Annotated in this window: 20 protein-coding genes; 12 read left to right on the forward strand and 8 right to left on the reverse strand. The window is 36.9% G+C overall.

Annotated features, from left to right (window positions below; all coding sequences use genetic code 11):
• Positions 1 to 7: 7 nt before the first annotated feature.
• From EIY84_RS01585 to EIY84_RS01595, 3 genes are read right to left on the reverse strand one after another with little or no spacing between them, the layout of a single operon-like run.
• Entirely contained in the window at positions 8 to 643 is a 636-nt protein-coding gene (locus EIY84_RS01585; protein WP_124639823.1) for a trimeric intracellular cation channel family protein, read from the reverse strand.
• 9 nt (positions 644 to 652) lie between these two features.
• Complete coding sequence (gene coaD, locus EIY84_RS01590) at positions 653 to 1,117, reverse strand: pantetheine-phosphate adenylyltransferase (RefSeq protein WP_124639825.1); 465 nt, start codon at positions 1,115 to 1,117, stop codon at positions 653 to 655.
• A 15-nt stretch (positions 1,118 to 1,132) separates the two neighbouring features.
• Complete coding sequence (locus EIY84_RS01595; RefSeq protein WP_124639827.1) at positions 1,133 to 2,116, reverse strand: D-alanine--D-alanine ligase; 984 nt, start codon at positions 2,114 to 2,116, stop codon at positions 1,133 to 1,135.
• 162 nt (positions 2,117 to 2,278) lie between these two features.
• On the opposite strand from EIY84_RS01595, the gene EIY84_RS01600 reads away from it, so the two are divergent.
• The 5 genes from EIY84_RS01600 (at position 2,279) to murI (ending at position 7,495) form a co-directional block, all read left to right on the forward strand.
• Positions 2,279 to 3,307: a PASTA domain-containing protein gene (locus EIY84_RS01600; RefSeq protein WP_124639829.1), complete on the forward strand. Its 1,029-nt coding sequence runs from the start codon at positions 2,279 to 2,281 to the stop codon at positions 3,305 to 3,307.
• A gap of 61 nt (positions 3,308 to 3,368) precedes the next feature.
• Entirely contained in the window at positions 3,369 to 4,427 is a 1,059-nt protein-coding gene (locus tag EIY84_RS01605; protein ID WP_124639830.1) for an RluA family pseudouridine synthase, read from the forward strand.
• Between the two features lie 51 nt (positions 4,428 to 4,478).
• Positions 4,479 to 5,429 (forward strand): PorP/SprF family type IX secretion system membrane protein, encoded by a 951-nt coding sequence (locus EIY84_RS01610; RefSeq protein WP_124639832.1) that lies wholly within the window; start codon positions 4,479 to 4,481, stop codon positions 5,427 to 5,429.
• A gap of 46 nt (positions 5,430 to 5,475) precedes the next feature.
• A complete protein-coding gene (hemW, locus tag EIY84_RS01615) occupies positions 5,476 to 6,603 on the forward strand; it encodes a radical SAM family heme chaperone HemW (protein ID WP_124639834.1) in 1,128 nt (375 codons plus the stop codon).
• Positions 6,604 to 6,664: 61 nt separating this feature from the next.
• Positions 6,665 to 7,495 carry a glutamate racemase gene (gene murI / locus EIY84_RS01620; protein WP_124639836.1) on the forward strand — a complete coding sequence of 277 codons (831 nt, stop codon included), beginning with the start codon at positions 6,665 to 6,667 and terminating at the stop codon, positions 7,493 to 7,495.
• A 76-nt stretch (positions 7,496 to 7,571) separates the two neighbouring features.
• Here the strand turns inward: murI and EIY84_RS01625 are convergent, their stop codons facing one another.
• The 3 genes from EIY84_RS01625 to ruvX are packed head-to-tail and all read right to left on the reverse strand — an operon-like array spanning position 7,572 to position 9,142.
• The gene (locus EIY84_RS01625; protein ID WP_124639838.1) at positions 7,572 to 8,120 is read right to left on the reverse strand and encodes a DUF5606 family protein; all 549 of its coding nucleotides are present in this window, start codon (positions 8,118 to 8,120) and stop codon (positions 7,572 to 7,574) included.
• Between the two features lie 36 nt (positions 8,121 to 8,156).
• Complete coding sequence (gene def, locus EIY84_RS01630) at positions 8,157 to 8,729, reverse strand: peptide deformylase (RefSeq protein WP_124639840.1); 573 nt, start codon at positions 8,727 to 8,729, stop codon at positions 8,157 to 8,159.
• Entirely contained in the window at positions 8,726 to 9,142 is a 417-nt protein-coding gene (gene ruvX / locus EIY84_RS01635) for a Holliday junction resolvase RuvX (protein ID WP_124639842.1), read from the reverse strand. Before ruvX ends, def begins: the two co-directional genes overlap by 4 nt.
• Positions 9,143 to 9,247: 105 nt before the next feature.
• On the opposite strand from ruvX, the gene EIY84_RS01640 reads away from it, so the two are divergent.
• From EIY84_RS01640 to EIY84_RS01655, 4 genes are read left to right on the forward strand one after another with little or no spacing between them, the layout of a single operon-like run.
• Positions 9,248 to 9,724, forward strand: coding sequence for a SixA phosphatase family protein (locus EIY84_RS01640; RefSeq protein ID WP_124639844.1), 477 nt, complete (start codon positions 9,248 to 9,250; stop codon positions 9,722 to 9,724).
• A gap of 10 nt (positions 9,725 to 9,734) precedes the next feature.
• The gene (locus tag EIY84_RS01645) at positions 9,735 to 10,025 is read left to right on the forward strand and encodes a thioredoxin family protein (protein ID WP_124639846.1); all 291 of its coding nucleotides are present in this window, start codon (positions 9,735 to 9,737) and stop codon (positions 10,023 to 10,025) included.
• Between the two features lie 51 nt (positions 10,026 to 10,076).
• Positions 10,077 to 10,568 (forward strand): metallophosphoesterase family protein, encoded by a 492-nt coding sequence (locus EIY84_RS01650; protein ID WP_124639848.1) that lies wholly within the window; start codon positions 10,077 to 10,079, stop codon positions 10,566 to 10,568.
• A gap of 7 nt (positions 10,569 to 10,575) precedes the next feature.
• Entirely contained in the window at positions 10,576 to 11,073 is a 498-nt protein-coding gene (locus EIY84_RS01655; protein WP_124639850.1) for a Smr/MutS family protein, read from the forward strand.
• Positions 11,074 to 11,135: 62 nt separating this feature from the next.
• On the opposite strand, the gene EIY84_RS01660 is transcribed toward EIY84_RS01655, so the two are convergent.
• Complete coding sequence (locus EIY84_RS01660) at positions 11,136 to 11,459, reverse strand: DUF6370 family protein (RefSeq protein ID WP_241154715.1); 324 nt, start codon at positions 11,457 to 11,459, stop codon at positions 11,136 to 11,138.
• A gap of 125 nt (positions 11,460 to 11,584) precedes the next feature.
• Here EIY84_RS01660 and EIY84_RS01665 point away from each other — a divergent pair, with 125 nt between their 5' ends.
• From EIY84_RS01665 to mazG, 3 genes are read left to right on the forward strand one after another with little or no spacing between them, the layout of a single operon-like run.
• On the forward strand, positions 11,585 to 12,301 hold the full coding sequence (locus tag EIY84_RS01665) for a DUF3822 family protein (RefSeq protein ID WP_124639852.1): 717 nt from the start codon (positions 11,585 to 11,587) through the stop codon (positions 12,299 to 12,301).
• A 35-nt stretch (positions 12,302 to 12,336) separates the two neighbouring features.
• Positions 12,337 to 12,912: an RsmD family RNA methyltransferase gene (locus EIY84_RS01670; protein ID WP_124639854.1), complete on the forward strand. Its 576-nt coding sequence runs from the start codon at positions 12,337 to 12,339 to the stop codon at positions 12,910 to 12,912.
• A gap of 12 nt (positions 12,913 to 12,924) precedes the next feature.
• On the forward strand, positions 12,925 to 13,695 hold the full coding sequence (gene mazG / locus EIY84_RS01675; protein WP_124639980.1) for a nucleoside triphosphate pyrophosphohydrolase: 771 nt from the start codon (positions 12,925 to 12,927) through the stop codon (positions 13,693 to 13,695).
• A 60-nt stretch (positions 13,696 to 13,755) separates the two neighbouring features.
• Here mazG and EIY84_RS01680 read toward each other — a convergent pair whose 3' ends face one another.
• Positions 13,756 to 15,744 carry a KUP/HAK/KT family potassium transporter gene (locus tag EIY84_RS01680; protein WP_124639856.1) on the reverse strand — a complete coding sequence of 663 codons (1,989 nt, stop codon included), beginning with the start codon at positions 15,742 to 15,744 and terminating at the stop codon, positions 13,756 to 13,758.
• Positions 15,745 to 15,923: the final 179 nt, after the last annotated feature.

Below are 15,923 nucleotides of genomic sequence, written 5' to 3' on the forward strand. Positions count from 1 at the left end.
GATTTTTTTATGCTTCAATATTTTCAGAACCCCTGTCGTAGAATTTTGGCATTTGCCATTGCAATCGTACTGCTAAAGTTCGGATAACGACAATCAGTAAAATGGTAAAAATCTGAATAAAAGTGTACGAGAAAACAGAGAGTTTTGCTAAAAGCAAAAATGTAGATCCACCCAAAATACACGCCGTTGCATAGATTTCTCTCCTGAAAATGAGTGGAATTCTGTTCAAAAGAATATCTCGGATAATACCACCAAAACAACCGGTTATGGTACCCAATGTAATGCAAATCAAAGGGTGCAATTCGGCATTCAATCCTTTTTGTAAACCGATGATGGTGAAAAGCCCCAAACCAAAACTATCGAAAATAAATAAGGTAACCCGGAATTTTTTCTCTAAAGATTTAAAAATCATGGCAAGAATTGAAGTAGAAAAAATCAAAACACACATCCAAAAATCGTGCATCCAAAAAACAGGAACATCCAATAGCAAGTCTCTTACAGTACCACCACCAACCGAGGTAACGAAGGCAATGATGAGAACGCCAAATGGATCCAACCTTTTTTGCATGGCTGCAAAACTTCCGGACATCGCAAAGGAAATGGTGCCCAAAATTTCGATAATCTGATTGAGTTGTTCGTGCATTATATTCTATTACTTTTTGACCCTCACGGCATCCGGAACCAGAAGTTCGTATTCGCCACCGTGAGTAATGATTTCTCGAACAATACTGCTGCTGATAAACGATTTTCCGGATGAAGTTAAAAGGAATACGGTTTCCAATTTTTTGTGTGCCAATGTTCTGTTGGTGTGTGCAATGGCTTTTTCAAATTCGAAATCGGCGGGGTTTCTTAATCCTCTCAATATAAATTGAGCATCTTTTTTTAAACAGTAATCAACGGTTAGACCTTCGAAAAAATCCACTTCGATATTCCCGAAATGTTCGGTAGATTTTCGGATGAACTCCATTCGTTCTTCCAACGGGAACATGTATTTTTTCTGAGAATTTTGCCCAATAGCGATGATCAATTTGTCAAACAAAGGAGCTGCTCTTTCAATAATATCGTAATGTCCTAGAGTGATCGGGTCAAAAGAACCCGGAAACACGGCTATTTTCATAATCTGTTGGTTGGATTATTTGGTTAATGCTTTTTCGACTTCATTTCCACAAAGATCTTTTATGGAGATGCCGTATATTTTTGCTTGCTGAGGAAGGATGCTTGCCGGGGAAAATCCAGGATTGGTGTTCATTTCCAACATGTACGGCGTTCCGTTCATGATGATGTATTCGCTTCTGGAAAATCCGCTCATGCCCAAAGATTCATACGCACGAATAGCGATTTCTTCTACTTTTTTTCGGGTTTCATCATCCAATCGTGCTGGGGTTATTTCCTCGGATTCGCCTTCGTATTTGGCTTTATAATCGAAAAATTCATTTTTAGGTACAATTTCAGTAATTCCCAAAACGATGGTTTTTCCACCAAAATCGACCACGCCCACAGAAACTTCGGTTCCGTTAAGGAAGCTTTCGATCAGGATTTCATCGTCTTCGGCAAAGGCAAAATCAAAAGCGGCTTTTAGATCTTCAGCATTTTTAACTTTAGAAATTCCCAAAGAAGAGCCACTTTGGTTGGGTTTTACAAAAAGTGGAAGTCCCAATTCTTCAATAATCTTTTGTTCATCAATAGGATTTCCTTTTTTCAGGTATATGCTTTTTGCTGCAGGAACGCCGTATTTTGAAAGTACCGCTAAAGTATCTTTTTTGTTAAAGGTTAATGCACTTTGATAGAAGTTGCAGCCGGTATATTTCTGTCCGATGGTGTCCCAATAGGCTTGTAATTCGCCATTTTCTCCAGGTTTCCCGTGGATGATGTTAAAGCATACATCAAATTTCAACGCTTCTCCATTTTCTAAGTTTACGGAAAAATCTCCTTTATTGATGGGATGTTTCTTTTCGTTTTCATCAAGAAAATACCATTCGTCTTTTAGGATAACCACTTTGTAAACCTGGTACAAGTCACGATCCAATGAGTCGTAAATCAATTGTCCACTTTTTAGCGAAACTTTATACTCGTCGGAGTAGCCACCCATGACTACTGCTACATTCTTCTTGTTCATGATGGGAAAAATATTTTTTCGTTATATTCACAAAAGTAATCATTTTATACTTTGTACTTAAAATTTTTAAATAAAAATAGATTCATTAAATTCCAAACAAAAGAAAGAATAAAAATTCATAATTTTCTATATATTTGCCTATTGTTTTAAAGACAAAAAAATATGCTTAAATCACTTTTCCACTGGAAAGTTTTCCTTAATATCATTATTGCAACTCTGGTTTTTTTAGGTTTGGTTTGGCTTACCTTTCGCTGGTTAGAGATCCATACCAATCACGGAAAAGAAGTGGAGGTGCCCAATGTTATGAATAAATCCGTGCACGAAGCCATTAAAATTTTAGACGACTCTGGCTTGGAATATGAGGTGGACAGCTTGCAGTATGATCCAAAATTCAAACCGTATCAGGTGCTTAAAATTTGGCCTTATCCGGGCTCTCATGTGAAAAATGGAAGAACCATAGAAATTCGTGTAAACCCAAAAACTTGGGCTCCTGTCGCAGTTCCGGATATTTTGGATCGATACAAAGGTTTGGCATTTAGACAATTGGATCGTGTGGGGCTGAAGGTTGGAGATACGCTTTTTGAACCAAGCATACAAAGAGATGCCGTCATTAGAATGACTTACAACGGTCAGGATTTGAAACCGGGAACTTTATTGCCTCGTTTTGCATCCATCAATTTGGTGATCGGAGCAGGACCCAAAAGAAACATTCCCGTTCCGAATTTGGTTGGCCTAACGGTAGCAGAAGCCAAGGCGGTCATCAAACAAAATTTATTCGAATTGGGATTGGTAGAGCATGAAGACGGTGGCAAAGACGATGGTGATATTGTCTATTACCAAGATCCTGGAGCAATGAGTACCAGGGATCAAGGAATGCAAATCGACTTGTGGGCCAGTAAAAAGACACCTGCTGAAATGCACAATAAAATTAAAGAACTGAATTCTATCTATAGAATGAAAATAGATACGACATTGCCTCCGATTCGGTATGATGAGGTGATCGTAGCTCCAGAACCTAAGTCTGAGCCAACGCCAGAACCAAAGCCTGAGCCATCGGTTGCTAAACAAGAAACCAAAATAGAGCCTGCAAAACCGGTGTCAGCAAGTGCGCCATCAAAAGAAAAAACGCAAACTAAGGTGGAGGAGAAAAAGGTAGAAAAGCCAAAAGCTAAAAAGATTATCGTAGAGTAAATAATATAAAGCTACGGCTTCAATGTTAAGTTGAAGCCGTTTTAATTTTGAATAGAAAAAGATGGAAGAAAATGAAGATTTTTTAGAAGAGAATTTTTCATTGGAAAATGCTGCTTTGGAAGACGAAAATACCGGACTCTTTGAGCATCTGAATATTGTTGTTGATAAAAATACGGAACCCCAAAGGATTGATAAATTTTTATTAATTTACCGACAAAATTCGTCTAGAAATAAGATTTCACAAACCTGCAGAGCAGGAAATGTTGTGGTGAATGGCAATCCGGTAAAACAAAATTACCGTGTGAAACCTGGCGATCAAATTTCGGTTTTACTGGCACATCCACCACGAGAAAATGTCATCGTACCTCAGGATATCCCTGTGAATATCGTTTATGAAGATGAGGACTTGGTAGTCGTCGATAAAGAACCGGGAATGGTAGTCCATCCTGGATTTGGAAATTGGGACGGAACTTTGGTGAATGCATTGGCATTTCATTTTGAAAAAAATGGCGAAAAATCGGATCTGGATAGGGTAGGCTTGGTGCATCGAATTGATAAAGATACCTCCGGACTTTTGGTAATTGCCAAAAACGAATATGCCTTGAGTTTTTTGGCCAAACAATTTTTTGATCGTACCACCAAAAGGCTCTATTGGGCTTTTGTTTGGGGCAATTTACAAGATGATGAAGGAGTCATTCGTGGACATATTGGGAGGCATCCCAAAAATAGAATGCAAATGTCGGTTTATGAAGACGGCAGCCAAGGAAAACATGCCGTTACCCATTTCAAAGTCTTAGAACGATTTCGGTACATGACTTGGGTGGAATGCAAATTGGAAACCGGTAGAACGCATCAGATTCGAGCGCATTTTCGTCACATTGGTCATACCTTGTTCAACGACGAGCGTTATGAAGGTCATGTGGCACTCCGTGGTGTGAATTTGCCTAAGTATAAGCAGTTTATACAAAATATGTTCGAGGTATTGCCGAGACATGCCTTGCATGCTCATACTTTGGGTTTTGTACATCCAACCACCAAAAAAGAAATGTATTTTGAAAGCAAAATGCCGGAGGATATGGAGAATGCCGTAAAAAAATGGAGAAAATATTTAGAAAATTAAATTTATATCAAGTTTTTGTTTATATTTGTTGAATTGAAATTCAGATTTGTTATGAAAAAACTATATGCTATCGTATGTTTAGCCTTCATGTCGGGGGCCTATCAAGCTCAAGAAACATTGCCCTACTATCAACAATATCTTTTGGACGGTGATTTCTTGTTCAACCCCGCACAATACGGTAAGACAGATGACATTCATGTAAACTTAAATTACCAAAAACAATTCTCAAAGTTTGATGACTCCCCAAATGTGCAATCCGTGGGGGTTCATGCAAATATCTATGATAGATTAGGTGCCGGTATTTCCATTTTTAGAGATGCGAATGGACCTATTTCTTCGGGTGGACTGACAGCAGGTTTGTCTTATTTTATTCCGATTTCAGATGAAGGAGAAAGAAAAGATCAATTCTCATTCGGTACAAGTGTTTCTGCATATAATATGAATTTTGATTACACAAAAATCAATGTAGAAAACCAAAACGACCAATTGTTGCAAGGAGATGGCAGCAACATCTTCATGGTTTATGCCAATTTAGGTTTAGCAGCTTCTTATAGAAATTTATTCGGAGGTGTTTCCGTGAATGACATTGCTCTTTCCAACGATCAATCCATCGTTAATGGTATTGAACCTTCACCAATCAAGATTTTCTTAAACTTAGGATACGATTGGCATTTTGCGGATAACATGTATGTGACTCCACAAGCGATGATTAACCTGAATACCAACTCTTCCAGAACAATGGATGCCAGCTTGTTGGGTACATTCTATAACGACAATACTTCATTTTCTGCAGGTGCAAGTTTTAGATATGTTCAAAACAGATACGACAACCAATCTCTTGAGATTTCACCGGTTATTAAAGCAAAATTCAACAAGTTTGTTTTCGGTGCTACTTACAACATCGGATTGTCAGATATTCAAAAATACGGTGGCAACAGCTTTATGTTAGGCGTTGGTTACAACTTCGAGAATGTTTTGAACAGAAGAGGTTTCAGATACTAAGAAAAAAATCAATAATTTTGAGCTCCGAAATATTCGGAGCTTTTTTATGATATACATTCACATTCCTTATTGCAAACAGAAATGCAGTTATTGCAATTTCCATTTTTCAACCTCAATTCACTCCAAGGACGATTTTCTATTGGCGCTCCATAAAGAAATCGATCTTCGCGAGAAAGAGTTGGAGAGTAAACGGTTAAAGACTTTGTATTTTGGTGGCGGTACACCTTCTCTTTTGTCGGTGGATGAAATAAAAAGAATCTTGGAAAAAATTCAAAAATATTTTGATTTTGACTCCAATATCGAGATTACTTTAGAAGCCAATCCGGATGATCTAACAGCAAAATATGTGAAAGAACTTAGTACTTCAGGAATTAACCGATTGTCGGTTGGTGTGCAAAGTTTTTTTGATGAAGATTTGAAACTGATGAATCGTGCTCATAATGCTTCAGAAGCCGATTCGGCCATCAAAAGAGCTCAGGATATTGGGTTGGAAAACATCAGCATCGACCTTATTTATGGCAGTCCAACTTCCAATTTAGAAATGTGGAAGGAAAATCTTAATAAAACCATTGTACTTCAGGTGCCTCATGTTTCGTCCTATGCACTGACCGTTGAACCTAAAACCGCTTTGAACCAATGGATAAAAAGTGGAAAAATATCGTCTCCCAACGAGTCGCATCAAAATGAAGAATTTTATTGGATGGTCGATTTTTTGAAAAATCAAGGTTTTGAACATTATGAAATTTCTAATTTTGCCAAACCTGGATTCCATTCCAAGCACAATGCGGCGTATTGGAAGTACCAACCCTATTTAGGACTCGGACCGTCTGCGCATTCTTACGATGGCCGTAATACCAGAAGTTGGAATGTATCCAATAACATCCATTACATCCGAGATCTGAACCAAGAAAAATTACCGAAAGAAGAAGAAACGCTTTCGGACTACGACCGATACAACGAAGCCTTGATGATAGGTCTAAGAACGAGTTGGGGACTCAGCTTGAATTGGATGAAATCCAATTTTTCCGATAAGTTTATGGAGCATTTGGAGCAATCCATTCAACCCAAAATGGATCAAGGAATTTTGGAAATAGAAAATGGATATCTAAAAATCCCAGAAAAGCATTGGTTCATGGCCGATGGTATTGCTTCGGATCTGTTTTTGTTGGAATAATTTTCTACACTTTTGAATTTGAATCGACCTTAATTCATTAATTTTGCACAAAATTTTCATTTTGAAAAAAAATACCAAAGATTACAGCCATCTTTCCGCACAGCAACCCATCGGGATTTTTGATTCCGGTGTTGGTGGACTTACCGTAGCCAAAGAAATAAAACGATTATTACCGAACGAAAACTTTATTTACTACGGCGATACCAAGCATTTGCCGTATGGAGAGAAATCCAAAGAAGCCATTGTGGGGTATGTAACCAAGATCACCAATTTCTTACTCGAAAATAATTGTAAGGCCATTGTGATTGCTTGTAATTCGGCAACGGCAAATGCTTTGAAAGAGGTTTTGGATTTGGTAGTCGATAAAGTACCTGTTATTGATGTCATCAATCCTGTTGCTGAAAAAGTAGCTTTCGAGTTGCATAACAATATTGGAGTTATTGCCACCAAAGCAACCGTAAATACGGGCTTGTACAAGAAAACCATTCGTAAACACAACAAGTTTATAAAAGTGGACGAGCTTGCAACTCCGCTTCTTGTCCCTGCGATCGAAGAAGGATTCAGAAATCATCCGATAACTCATGCTATTATTTATAATTATCTTAGTAGCAGTAAGTTGAAAGATATTGAGACGCTAATTTTGGGTTGCACCCACTATCCGTTGTTGTTGGATGAAATAAAACAATTCTACGGAAATAGAGTTCGTGTTATTGATTCTCCAAATATTGTTGCTAACGAATTAAAGCAGATTTTAGAGAAAAACAATCTTCTAAATTCTAGAAATAACCAACCGGAATATCAGTTTTATCTGTCGGATCTGACCAAGAATTTTGAAAAAATTTCTAAGAAAATATTTGGAAATTCCATACAGTTGGTTCATAAATTATTGTAGTAACAAACTGTAATTCAATAAAATACTCCTCAGATTTTCTCTAAGGAGTATTTTTTATACGGTAATCTATTGGAGATTAATTTTCTTTTTTTACAGCTTTTTTAGCTTTAGCTTTAGGAGCTGCTTCTTCTTTTTCAGCTTTAGGTGCAGCTGCTTTTTTAGTTGTTTTCTTAGCCGGTTCTTCAGCAACAACCTCAGCTTCAGTAACGGTTTCTTTTACTTCTTCCGCTTTTACAAAGCTTTCCGGAGTGATGTATCCTGCTTTTTGAAGTAGGTTGTACCATTGTGCCAATTTTTTGATATCCGAAATGTACACTCTTTCTGTATCGTAGTTAGGCAACGCTTTTTCCATGAAATCCTTTAAATCAGCATCTTTCGATTTGTGGGGAATGGTTTCTTTGAAATCTGTTACTTTTGCAATGTTTTCGAATACTTCGAACAAAGGAACTTCTTTCTCGAAAGTGAACATGGCGATATTATCCAACAAACTCACTTGTGAAGAGTTTCCGATACTTACTTTTTTTCTAGTTGTAATGTCTTCAATAATGAATCCGTTTCTTACTTGAGAAACAAGTTTGAAAAGCCCTGGTTTACCAGAAATTGAAATGATTTTCTCTAACTGCATAATGCTTTATTTTTTGTAATATTTTATTAATTATAATTATTTGGGGAATCTCATTTTGTACGATACTCCAACTTCCCCTTGTGTTATTTTGCTAAGTTTTCCTTTTACCAATTTCTTTTTCAGAGGAGAAAGATGATCGGTAAAAAGCACTCCTTCGATGTGGTCGTATTCATGTTGAATAACACGGGCACGAATATCCGAATAAGTTTCGGTTTTTTTAACGAAATTTTCGTCATAATATTCTATCACGATGGTTTCTTTTCTCTTGACATCTTCACGAACATCAGGAATAGAAAGACAACCTTCATTAAACTTCCATTCTTCGCCGCTTTCTTCTAAGATTTGAGCATTGATGAAAACCTTTCTAAAAGATTTCAACTCTTCGGCAATATCGGCATAATCTTCATCTTCCGCCAATGGAGAGACATCTACGATAAACAAACGAATGTCTAAGCCAACTTGTGGCGCTGCCAATCCAATGCCGTTGGCACCGTACATGGTCTCGTACATGCTGTCTATCAAAGCGTTCAGTTCGGGATAGTCGGCGTCTATGTTGTGGCATATTTTTCTTAAAACCGGATCCCCAAAGGCTCTTACTGGTAATATCATCTTGTTCTAACTTCTAAAAAATTTTGTAAAATTATTGTAGCACTCATTTTATCAATCAGTCCTTTATCTTGTCTGGCTTTCTTATTCTTTCCGCTCTGGCTTATGAAAAATGAAGCCATCTTAGAGGTGAATCTTTCGTCCATCCTTTCTATTTTTATTTCTGGAAATTCCATCGAGAATTTATTAATGAATTCTAAAATGTCATTTTCTACCTCCGACATATTTCCTTTTAAATCTACTGGTTGGCCAACCACCAAAATATCGATCGTATTTTGGCTGTAGTACTTTTTAAAAAAGTCCATCAAGCCTTGTGTGGCAACGGTTTCTAATCCGCTGGCAATCATTTGCAAATCATCCGTTGCTGCAAGACCACATCTCGCTTTTCCGTAGTCCAGTGCTAATATTTGTCCCATAGATTTGCAAATGTACTAAATTTTAAAAAATATGGAGTGCATGATTTATTTTAGTCCGCATTTCGAAAATTATTTTTAATTTAGTTTATTCTAAAATACCATGATATGAAAAAGCTAATTCTCGTTCGGCATGCAAAAAGCGATTGGCCCGAAAATACTGAAGATATCGATAGACCTTTAGCTGAATCCGGAGTAGATGAGGCTCAAAAAATGTCGGAATTTTTAAAAACTCGAGGATTAGAATTTGATAAATTAATATCCAGCCCCGCAAAAAGGGCTCTGAAGACTTGTGAAATTTTCAACGAAATTTTCGAAACAGACTCAACAATTAATTCAAAACTTTACAATCCTTCAGAAAATAATTTCCTGTCTGTGATCTACGATTTGGACGATAGCGATACTTCCATCGCCATGTTTTCGCATAACAACGGGATTTCTAATTTTGCCAATTACCTTACCGAAGGACTCTTTCATTTCCCAACCTGTGGTGTTGCAGGCTTCGAAATCAATTGCAACAAGTGGTCGGATTTTGATGCAGCAGACAAAAAAATGATCTTCTTCTACGAACCTCAAAATATTTAATTTTTTTGGGATGATGCATTCCTCTTCTTTACCGGCACTTGTCAAGTTCCATTCCAAAACCTGTGGTTCTTGCCAAACCATGGAAAATATCATCAAAGAATTAAAGTTAAAATTCGGTAACAGCATCAACTTTATTTCCATTGATGTAGATGAGCATCTTCCCATTGCCGAATATTTTGATGTGAAGTCGGTACCCACTTTTATTCTTATAAATAATGAAGTTCAGATTTGGCGAAAATCCGGACTGATTTCTAAAAAAGAATTTTCAGATCTGCTAAAGCAGCAACTCGATTTGTTGTAAAAATATTTTGAACTTGTATTTTGTATAATTTTGGTTAATTTTACCCCCATCATGACCAAAGTTTTACTTCTTTCAGATACCCACTCGTATATCGATTCTAGGATTTTAGAATATGCCAAACAAGCAGATGAAATCTGGCATTGCGGAGATTTTGGCTCCGGAGTTATCGATGAACTGAAGAATATAAAACCTCTGAGAGGAGTTTATGGCAATATTGATGATGCTGGCGTGAGAGCTGAATTTCCTGAAGTATTGAGTTTTTTCTGCGAAAATGTTAAAGTTTTGATGATTCACATTGGTGGATATCCCGGGAAATACACCGCGCTTGCAAAATCTGAACTGAAAAAACACCAACCTAAGATGTTTATTTCTGGACATTCTCATATTCTAAAAGTGATGTACGATCAGAATAATTCGTTGTTGCACCTTAATCCTGGGGCTTGTGGTAATGTTGGTTGGCATAAGATGAGAACCCTGTTGCGGTTTGTAATCGATGGTGATGAAATTAAAGATTTGGAAGTGATCGAATTGGGAACAAGATAATTTTAAGATGAAAATTGGAGATGTAGTTTCGGTATTGGATGAAGATCTGGAGGGGATGGTCACCTCTTGTCAGGGAGATGTAGTCTGTTTTAAAGACGAATTTGGCTTTATTCATCGCTATCCCAAAAAAGAAGTGGTACTAAAAGACAAATCGTTGTATGCGGATATGACGGTTAATAAAAAAAACGAAACGGCAAAAAAGATAGTATCCAAAAAGCACAACAAAAATCATTTGGTTTTGGATCTTCATTTTGAAAAACTGGTGGATAATCCCATAGAATTTAGCAGTTTTGAGAGGTTGTTTATCCAAAAAAAGAAACTGATGGACACTTTGGATTTCTGCAGAGAAAATCGTTTGAAAAAATTGGAAATTGTCCACGGTATCGGAGATGGTACACTGCAACAAATGGTCGTTCGTGTACTGGAAAATCAGGTCGGACTAGAAATACATCACATGGAAGTCCTGAAGCAACAATCGGGAAATATTATGGTGTTTTTTCAATAAAAAAAACTTCGATAAAAGTACATTTACCTTCATCGAAGTTCTATTTAACAATATAATTTGGTTTACTTTTTCTTTGGCTCTTCGGCAACAAAGCTGAAGCTGGTGGCGTAGAACTTGTTGTTTTTCAACTCTCCACTCACCAATGCTTTTTTAGTGATATTGCAATATCCATCATCTGCATGAGCATCGCCAAGGGATTTTTTGCTTACTCCTTCAACATAATAAGGTTTACCGTCAATTTTCACAGCTATGGCGCAACCTTTATCGCTTTTCATGTTGTAGATGCACATTCCGCATCCGGATTCAACCACTTGTTTGTCCAATTTTTTTTGAGCGAAAAGCATTACGGAAAACAACATTAAAAATAATCCTACTAATTTTTTCATTGTACTTAATTTTGTTGGGTTAAAGGTACTTATATTTCTTGTCATGCAACAAATGATATTGCTCACTTATTTTTATCATGAATTTTATAAGACGGATTATTTTAATAAATTTGCGTTTTCAACCTATGGAGAAATTAAAATTGTTATTTACAAAAGACGGACTTCAGTACCAAATTTTAAAAAATAAAAGCGTATTGGAAGAGCAATCGTTTTTGCCAGCACCAGATCAGGAAATATTTTCTGTTTCTGAAAAATTAGATGAGGTTTTAGCTAAAAAGGATTTCAAAGAAATCTCTGTAGTTTCTGCGCTCAATCACTTTTCGATAACACCGGATCACTTTAATCAGCACGATTTGGGTTACGATTTGTTGGCTCTAAACGCTCCTGTAGATCAAGAAAATGAAGAGTTGATGCTATCCATCAATAAAAAATTCAGAGTTCAATTTTATTATTCCTTTCCACAGAATTTATATCAAAAACTAAAAAGACAATCTGCAGAAGTCGCTTTTAATTTTTCCGGCGAAAAGTTTCTCAATACCCTTGTGCACAAGCATAAGAAAGAAATACACATCAACTTATACCACCAACAATGCGAGTTTTTTGCCCTTAGCGAAAAGCAAGTGGTTTTGTACAACAATTTGGATGTCAATTCAGAGGTCGATTTCTTGTATTTCATCATGTTTACCCTTAGTAAAATTGGTTTTGGTACCCAAGATACTTACTTTTATGTCTATGGAGAAACTACAGAAAACGATACTTTTATTTCTGAACTTCGAAAGTTTGTGAAACACCTGAAAATTATCTTTGATAATCTTCCGGGAAAAAATTTCATTTTAAATTAAGCTTTATCTAAAGCCTAATAAATACAATTATTTTTATGTACAGAATCATTAGTGGTCAATGGAAGGCCAAAAAAATAGCTGCACCAAAACATTTTGAAGTAAGACCCACTACGGATTTTGCCAAAGAAGCCTTGTTCAGTATTTTAGATAACCGATACGATGTCGAGTTTTGCTCGGTGTTGGATCTCTTTGCCGGGATTGGATCTATTTCCTTAGAATTTGCCTCCAGATATTGTCAGGATGTAACCTCTGTTGAAATGAATACCAAACATGCGGGTTTCATCCATTCAACTGCAGCAGATCTAGGACTGTCTTTAGCTTTGAACATCCAAAGAGCCGATGTTTTTGAATGGCTAAAAAAACAAAGAGGTAAAAAGCAATACGACATAGTATTTGCAGATCCTCCGTACGATATGGAAGTCGAAAAATACCATGAATTGGTTGCAACGGTGATGAACAATCCTTTTCTTAAAGAAAACGGAGTGTTTATCTTGGAGCATCAAAGTCGTATGAAATGGGATCATCCTTTGTTGATGGAAACCAGAAAGTACGGCAATGTGAGTTTTTCTTTTTTTAAAAATGAACAACAAGAAGAGCAATCTGAGGGCTAATTTTTTTTGATGATGAATACCAAAGAACAAAAATTAGAAGCATTCGGTAAATTGCTGGATATTATGGACGACTTGCGAGAGAAATGTCCTTGGGACAAAAAGCAAGATTGGCAATCGCTCCGACATCTGACTTTGGAAGAGGTCTATGAACTCTCAGATTCTATCCTGAAAGAAGATTTACCCGAAATAAAAAAAGAGTTGGGAGATGTGCTTTTGCATTTGGTATTTTATGCCAAATTGGGTTCAGAGACTCGCTCTTTCGATATTGCCGATGTCATCAATGCGCTGAATGAAAAACTTATCTTTAGACATCCGCATATTTATGGAGATGTCGAAGTTGCTGATGAGGAAGAGGTGAAACAAAATTGGGAAAAATTAAAACTGAAAGAAGGAAATAAGTCCATTTTGTCGGGAGTTCCAAAAGGTTTGCCCAGTTTGGTAAAAGCGTACAGAATACAAGATAAAGTGAAAGGTGTGGGCTTTGATTTTCCAAACAAAGATCAATCTTGGAAAAAAATTGAAGAAGAATTTGCCGAATTCATGTACGAAGACGATCCTGTGAAAAAGGAAATGGAATTGGGCGATGTTTTATTTTCCATCATCAACCACGCCAGGATCATCGGCATCAATCCGGATACGGCGCTGGAAAAAACCAATCAGAAATTCATCAACCGCTTTCAGAAAATGGAAAAAATGGCGGAAAAAAACCAATACCAGTTGGATCAATTGTCGATTGACGAGTTGGATCATCTCTGGGAATTGGCGAAAAGAGAGGAGAAATAATCTGTAAAGTTACTCTCATTAAAAACAAATAAGGCTACCTGTTTCGGTAGCCTTACTTTTTTATCTGTGGTTGGTCTTCAACTGTTCTATTTTTCGAGTTACAATCTCTTGATCCATAATTGGTGCCGACTCTACCACCACATTGTGTGGAGATACTCCCCAAGCTTTGAAATCGTCACTGCCTATGTATTTTACAAAATTATAAATATTGAGTGTGATTTTTTCTTTCACCGTAAGTAAAGTTTCATTGATGTAAGTGTTGTCAATGATTACATATTTCAAATCCGGTGGGATGTTGTGATCTCTGAGCGATGGATGCGAGCTTCTTCCGGAAATAACCTCATCCTCAATCATGTCCTTCAGTACCTGATCAAAATAGTCGTTAATTCTACGATCTACTTTAAAACCGAGTAAGAAATTTATTCTGTAGATGGTTCCCGGCATAATTTCATCCACAAAATATTTGAAGGTATATGGGTCTTCTTGGTTAATGATGTTGAGAATGAAGTAATGATCGGCTCTTTTCGGTTGTTTTCTTATGATGGAGTAGATGATCTTGGATTCAATTTCATCTTCTCTTTTGGCACGGCTCAAAAAGGCCAGGTTGGTTGCATATTTAGGGATGGTCTCGTCCAATTTCATGTCCTTGATGATGGGTACATACTTGTCCAATTTTACAAAAGTGATGAATTTGGTTTTGATGCGTCTCCCGTTGAACCAAGCATACATGCATATCCCGATAAAACCACCAAGTACAACGGTAATCCAACCGCCTTCAAAAAACTTAATGATGTTGGCCGAGAAAAACCCTATTTCTATGGATAAATAAACAATGATAAATGCCAAAATCAATAATTTATTGGCTCTTTTCTTCAGCAACCAATATACCAAAAGTATGGAGGTCATCAACATGGTTACCGTAATGGAAAGTCCGTAGGCAGCCTCCATTTTGCCGGACTCTTCGAAGTGTAGAACGACAATTAAACAAAATAGCAGCAATCCCCAATTGATTCTAGGGATGTACATCTGACCTTTTACTCCGGATGGATAATCGATTTTTTGGTTGGGCCAAAAATTAAGAGACATCGCTTCAGAAAAAATGGTAAATGATCCGGAGATCAAGGCTTGACTGGCAATAATAGCGGCGGCAGTAGCCAAAATAACCCCGGGAATAACAAACCATTCGGGCATGATGCCAAAAAATGGATTGATGCTTACGGTTTTTCCTGCATTATGTTCATTCAATAACCATGCGCCTTGTCCCAAATAATTTAGGATCAGCATGATTTTTACAAAAGCCCAACTGACACGAATATTGATTTTACCACAATGTCCAAGATCCGAATAAAGTGCTTCTGCACCCGTTGTACATAAGAATACTGCACCTAAAATAATAATGGCACTAGGAGATTCTACAATCAAATTGTACGCATAATAGGGGTTGAAAGCTTTTAGAATTTCAAAATTGGTTAGCAAATGCATGGTGCCAATACCTCCCAAAACCAAAAACCAAATGACCATAACAGGTCCAAAATATTTTCCAATAAAACTGGTACCAAATTGTTGGATGATGAAAATAACCAAAAGTATCACACAAGTGATCAGCACAACAGGTGTATGCGGGTTGTAGATTTGTAAACCTTCAATAGCCGACATCACGGTTAATGAAGGGGTGATGACTCCGTCTGCCACCAAAGCCGCTGCGCCGACAATGGCAATCAGGTAAAGCCATCCTTTTTTTAAATTTTTCACCAAAGAAAAGAGAGCCAAAATACCGCCTTCGCCTTTGTTATCAGCGCGAAGTGCGATGATGACATATTTGATGGTCGTTTGTAAGGTGAGTGTCCAGATAACACAAGATAGCGCTCCTTCGATGTATTCATCAAAAGGCAGGGCTGATCCGGATTTAAAAGCCGAAACGATGGCTTTCATTACATAGAGAGGAGAGGTTCCGATGTCTCCAAAGACGATGCCTAAAGAAACAAGTACTCCAATAAAAGTTAATTTTTTGGTGTCAAAATGATGACCCCCTTCAGTGCTTTTTGCCATTTTCTGAAAATAATTTGCAAATATAAATTTATTTTTAAATCGAGCGGTTTTTTATCATTGCTTAAATGAAAGTATTGTAAATAAATTACTGTGCTTGTTGTCTAATTGTTTGATTGTTAATATATTTACTTTTGCTGTTAAATGAAAAAAAGCATAATGAAAATATAAAAAAACCGTGT

This window comes from Amniculibacterium aquaticum, from assembly GCF_003852705.1.
GTDB classification, from domain to species: Bacteria; Bacteroidota; Bacteroidia; order Flavobacteriales; family Weeksellaceae; genus Amniculibacterium; species Amniculibacterium aquaticum.